Source organism: Tabrizicola sp. (assembly GCF_031377265.1).
In the GTDB taxonomy this organism is placed as follows: domain Bacteria; phylum Pseudomonadota; class Alphaproteobacteria; order Rhodobacterales; family Rhodobacteraceae; genus JAUYQR01.
In genome coordinates, this window is the sequence record NZ_JANMET010000391.1 from 1 (window position 1) to 5,283 (window position 5,283).

Consider the following 5,283-nt stretch of genomic DNA (forward strand, 5'->3'; position numbering starts at 1 on the left):
CTTGGCGAGATCGCGCAAGGTGATGCCTTCCTCGATGGTCAGCGTCAGGGGCTTTTCCGAATAGACGTGCTTGCCCGCCTCGAGGCTGCGCTTCGAGATGCCGAAATGCGCGTCGGGGATGGTGAGGTTGATCACCACGTCGACATCCTTGTTGGCCAGCAGGTCATCGACCGACTGCGCCAGAACGCCGTATTCGGCCGCGCGCGCCTCTGCCGCGGCCATAGAGATGTCGGCCACCGCGCGGACCTTCAGGCCCTTGAACAGGGGCGAAAGCCGCAGATAGGTGGTCGAGATGTTGCCGCAGCCGATGATGCCGAGCCCGAGCGTTTTCATTGCCGTTTCTCCTTCAAACCTTGCGAACCGACGCGAGCGAGCGCTTGGCGAAGCGCTGGTGATCGGCGGGGTTGTCGTGTTCCATCACGAAATTCTGGCAGCCGACGGCATGCAGAGCCGACATGATGCTGCCCCAGGGCACGGTGCCGTGGCCCACGTCGGCCCAGCCATCCTCATCGGTGTTCTCGCCCGAAGGGGCGATGTCCTTCACATGCGCCGCCGTGATCCGGGGGCCATAACGGCGGATCCATTGCACCGGGTCGGCCCCACCACGGATCACCCATGCGACATCAATTTCCCACTCAAGGCTTGGCCCGCCTGCCATGATTTCGGTCTGCGGGATGCTGCCGTCGGCCTGGGCCACGAACTCGAAATCGTGGTTGTGCCAGCCAAAGCCGATCCCTGCCGCCTTGAAGGGCCGCCCCGCAGCCTCCAGCCGCGCGCCGAAGGCCCGCCAGCCGGGGCCATCCTTGGGTCGCTGCTCAGGCATCAGGTGCGGGCAGTAAATCCGCTTGATGCCCAGCACCCGCGCGATATGCAGCACGCGCGCAGGGTCGCCCTCCAGCATGTCCAGCCCGAAATGCGCGGTGGGCATTTTCAGCCCGGTGGCCTTCAGCCCAGCCGCCATTTCGGCCAGCTTGGCGTCATCGGCATAAAGCCCGCCAAAGCCTTCGACATCGCCGTAGCCAAGCCCCTTCAGCATGGTCAGCGTGTCGCCCAGGGTCGGAAAGTTGCGCGAGGAGTAGAGTTGGTAGGACGGCATGATCGGGTTCCTTTCAGGTCTGACCATAGGTCGCGGCATATAGATGCCGAAGGGTGAAACGTGCAGCCCCCGGGGCATCGGGCGCAAAGCGGATGCTGCGGGGGCGGCCGGGGATCAGCGGGAAGGCATTGTCGGAAAACCGCCCCGGCACATCCGCCTCCAGCGCCACGAAAGGGGCAAAAGCCTGCGCTGTCAGGGTAATCGCATCGCCCGAAACCTCGATCAGCACTTTGGGATCGTGCAGATCAAACGCCTTCCACGGCTTTATCGCGTGGATGTCCTCGCCCTCGGCGTCGCCCGACCAGGCCCAGTGCAGCACCTCTCCCTTCGCAAGACTTGCCACGGCCACCTCGGCGATCTTTTCGGCCGCAGCGGTTCCCACACTTGCCTGAACCGAACGCAATTCGCGCGTTCGCCCCTCCATCGACAGCGCGGACACGACCAGCGCCAGTGTCACCGGCCCCGGCCCGTCATTCACCGCTTTCAGCGCAATGCCCGCACCCTCCGGCACCGCCACCACCGTGACCGGCGCATAGAAATCCTTCGCCATGTGGTGCAACAGCTTCCAGTTGCCGCCGTGATCCAGGCTTGCCCAGCTGCACACCGGCCAGGTGTCGTTCAGCTGCCAGTACAGCGTGCCCATGCAATGCGGCTTGAGGCTGCGCCACTGGGTGACCGCCGTCTTGATCGCCAGCCCCTGTTGAACCTGGCTCAGGTAGACGAAGTTTTCGAAATCCACGGGAAAGCGGAAATAACGAAACATCGTCTCGGCGATCCGTGCGTTACCACCGGCGTTCTTCTGGTGGCTCTCCATCACCGGGGCGGCGATGTTGAAATCAGCCGGATCGGCAAATTTGCGGATCGCCTGCATCGAGGGATAGGATTGAAAGCCGAACTCCGAACAGAACCGCGGCTTTACATCGCGGTAATGATCGAAATCCCGCCCTTCGTGCCACACGCTCCAGAAATGCATGTCGCCAGAGCTGTCATCGTGCCAGGCATCGCCAAAGGCCAGCGGCCCCGGCGAAGGTGATGAAGGCCACCAGTTCGCCCCCGGCAGCACCGATTGCAGCGCCGCCTCCACCGTCCGGTTTAGGCGGTCGTAATTCACCAGATAGCGGTCACGGTCCTTGCGCGTTTCGGGAAACCAGGTCAGCGCGCCGATCAGTTCATTGTCACCGCACCACACCGCCAGACAGGCGTGATGGTTGATCCGCGCCACCACATCGCGCACCTCCAAGCCGACTTCGGCCAGAAACTCGGGCGTGGAGGGGTACATGTGGCAGGCAAACATGAAATCCTGCCAGACCATCAGCCCCATCTCGTCGCACAGATCATAGAACCAGTCCGGCTCGTACCGCCCGCCGCCCCAGACGCGGATCATGTTCATGTTGGCGAGGGCGGCCGATTGCAGCAGGCCGCGCACGCCATCCACCGTGATCCGCCCGTTCAGCGCATCCGCCGGAATCCAGTTCGCCCCACGCGCAAAGACCGGCTGCCCGTTCACCTTGAACCCAAAAGACCGACCCGCCGCATCCGGCACCGACACCAGCGCCAGGGACCGCAGGCCGATGCGTCGCGTGGCCACCGCGCCGCCGCCCGTCACCTTCAGCTCATGCAACACCGGCGCGCCCAGACCGGCCGGCCACCACAGTTCCGGCGATGCGATGCGCAGGGTCAGTCGCGCCACGCCGGCCCGCACCTGTGCGGTCTGCGTCACGCCACAGAGCGTGGCCGTCACATCGGCCAACCCGTCGACATGAACCGCCAATGAAACATCGGCCACCCCGCCGCTGTGGCTTTGCGTCACCACGATGTCGGCAATCCTCGGCCCCTGCGGTTCCAGCCGGATCGCGCCCAACCCGAACTGCCCCAGCGCGATGTTCCAGTCCCAACCGAAATCGCACTGCTGTTTGCGCAGCATATTGGCAAAGGGGATCGGGCCATTCACCTGCTGGTACGGAATGTAGAACGGCATTCCGGCCTGCAAGGCAGCCGCCGCCTGTACCGGGCTGCGAAAGGTGATCTCGATCTGGTTCTCGCCGCGTCGCAGATCGCCTGTCACGTCCACCCGATACCGGCGGAATGAATTGGCCGCCTCCAGCACCAGTGCCCCATTCAGGCGGACCTCGGCCACCGTATCCAGCCCCTCGATCACCAGATCGGCAGCACCGCCTGCATAGACAAAACTGCGCCGCGCCACCCAGTCTTGCTCGGATATCCAGCGGCAGGAATATTCATTGCTGCCAAAGTAGGGGTCCGGAATCCTACCCGCAGCATGCAACGCCGTGATCCCGTCCCCGGGAAGGGCGAACGGCACGTTTTGAGAACCGCTTTCATCCGAAAGCGTCCAGACGCCTGCAAGGTCCAGCATGATCAGACCCTTTGCTCATTCACGCTATCAAAAATCGAGGCTTTACCCATATCCAGCCGCAGATGCACCTTGGTGCCCGCAGCCAACCGCCCCTCCACGGGAATGCGCACGCAAACCTGTTGGCCAGCCGCCTCCAGCCAAAGCAGCGCGTCTGCCCCCAGATGCTCGTCGATCTCGACAATGGCGGGGATAGTGCGGCCCGGCTCGGCCGTATCGACGATGGTGATATGTTCCGGCCGAAACCCCAGAATTGCCTTGGCGCGGTCAACCTGCGTGCCGCCCTCATAGCCCCTCAGATCGACCAGAAGATCGTCCTTGCCGTGGAAAACGCCGTTCTTGATCTCACCGTGCAGCATGTTCATCGATGGCGACCCGATGAACCCCGCCACAAACAGGTTCGACGGCCGGTTGTAGATGGTCTGCGGGTCGTCCAGCTGCTGGATCACCCCGCCCTTCATTACCGCAATCCTGTCGGCCAGGGTCAGCGCCTCGATCTGATCATGGGTCACGTAGACCATCGTGTTCTTCAGCCGCTCATGCAGGCGCTTGATTTCCACCCGCAACTCGCCGCGCAGTTTGGCGTCCAGGTTCGACAACGGCTCGTCGAACAGAAAGACGTCCACATCCCGCACCAGCGCCCGGCCGATTGCCACCCGTTGCCGCTGGCCGCCCGACAATGCCCCCGGCTTGCGGTCCAAAAGCGGCCCGATCTGCAGGATTTCCGACGCGCGTTCCACGCGTTTCTGGATCTCCTCCTTTGGCAGGCCCGCAATCTTCAGACCGAACGAAAGGTTCCCCCGCACCGTCATCTGCGGGTAAAGCGCGTAAGACTGGAACACCATGCCGATGCCACGCTCCGATGGTTCGGCCCAGGTCACGTTCTTGCCCTTGATGAAGATCTGCCCTTCCGACAGTTCCAGCAGGCCCGCAAGACAGTTCAGCAACGTGGATTTGCCGCAGCCGGATGGCCCCAGAAGCACGATGAACTCGCCCTCCTCCACATCCAGGTTCATGTTCTTCAAAACCGATGCCGCACCGAAGTTTAGCGAGACGTTCTTGACCGAGACTGAGTGCATTGGATCAACCCTTGACGGCGCCGGCTGCAATGCCGCGCACGAAATATTTGCCAGAGACGAAGTAGATGGTCAGCGGGACGAGGCCGGTCAAAATGGTCGCGGCCATCTCGACGTTGTATTCCTTCACCCCCTGCAGCGAGTTGACGATGTTGTTGAGCTGCACTGTCATCGGATAGTTTGTCGGCCCGGCATAGATCACCCCGAACAGGAAGTCGTTCCAGATGCCGGTGACCTGCAAGATGACCGCCACTGTGAAGATCGGCAGCGACATCGGCGCCAGCACCTGAAAGAAAACCCGCCAATAACCGGCCCCGTCGACCCGTGCGGCCTTGAACAACTCCTCCGGCAGCGAGGCAAAGTAGTTGCGGAACAGCAGCGTCAGGATCGGCAGGCCGAACACCGTGTGCACGAAGATCACCGCATAAAGCGTTGAATAGATGCCCATTTCCCGCGTGATGATGACAAGCGGATACAAGAACACCTGATAAGGGATGAACGACCCGACCAGAAGGATGGTAAAGCACCACTCCGCCAGCTTGAACGGCCACATCGCCAGCGAATAGCCCGAGATTGACGCCACCGCGATTGACACAACCACCGACGGCACGGTGATGAACACCGAATTCCAGAAGCCGGGCGCAAGGCCTGTGCAGTTCAACCCGGTACAGGCCTGCGACCAGGCCTTGATCCAGGCATCGAAGGACGGCTGCATCGTCGGGATGAAAATGTTGCCCTCG

5 protein-coding genes are annotated in these 5,283 nt (G+C 62.4%); all 5 read right to left on the reverse strand.

Annotated elements, in window-relative coordinates:
* Positions 1–333: Gfo/Idh/MocA family oxidoreductase (locus RMO18_RS20805; RefSeq protein ID WP_309668441.1), on the reverse strand; the 333-nt coding region annotated here is incomplete at its 3' end.
* 13 nt (positions 334–346) lie between these two features.
* On the reverse strand, positions 347–1,096 hold the full coding sequence (locus tag RMO18_RS20810; RefSeq protein ID WP_309668442.1) for a sugar phosphate isomerase/epimerase: 750 nt from the start codon (positions 1,094–1,096) through the stop codon (positions 347–349).
* 13 nt (positions 1,097–1,109) lie between these two features.
* A complete protein-coding gene (locus tag RMO18_RS20815) occupies positions 1,110–3,470 on the reverse strand; it encodes a glycosyl hydrolase 2 galactose-binding domain-containing protein (RefSeq protein ID WP_309668443.1) in 2,361 nt (786 codons plus the stop codon).
* Positions 3,471–3,472: 2 nt separating this feature from the next.
* Positions 3,473–4,546: an ABC transporter ATP-binding protein gene (locus RMO18_RS20820; protein ID WP_309668444.1), complete on the reverse strand. Its 1,074-nt coding sequence runs from the start codon at positions 4,544–4,546 to the stop codon at positions 3,473–3,475.
* Between the two features lie 4 nt (positions 4,547–4,550).
* Positions 4,551–5,283: carbohydrate ABC transporter permease (locus RMO18_RS20825; RefSeq protein WP_309668445.1), on the reverse strand; the 733-nt coding region annotated here is incomplete at its 5' end.

Bases quoted from the DNA above. Each gene is read 5' to 3' on its own strand.
- RMO18_RS20820 (WP_309668444.1), bottom strand. From the start codon at position 4,546: ATGCACTCAGTCTCGGTCAAGAACGTCTCGCTAAACTTCGGTGCGGCA.
- RMO18_RS20810 (WP_309668442.1), bottom strand. From the start codon at position 1,096: ATGCCGTCCTACCAACTCTACTCCTCGCGCAACTTTCCGACCCTGGGC.
- RMO18_RS20815 (WP_309668443.1), bottom strand. From the start codon at position 3,470: ATGCTGGACCTTGCAGGCGTCTGGACGCTTTCGGATGAAAGCGGTTCT.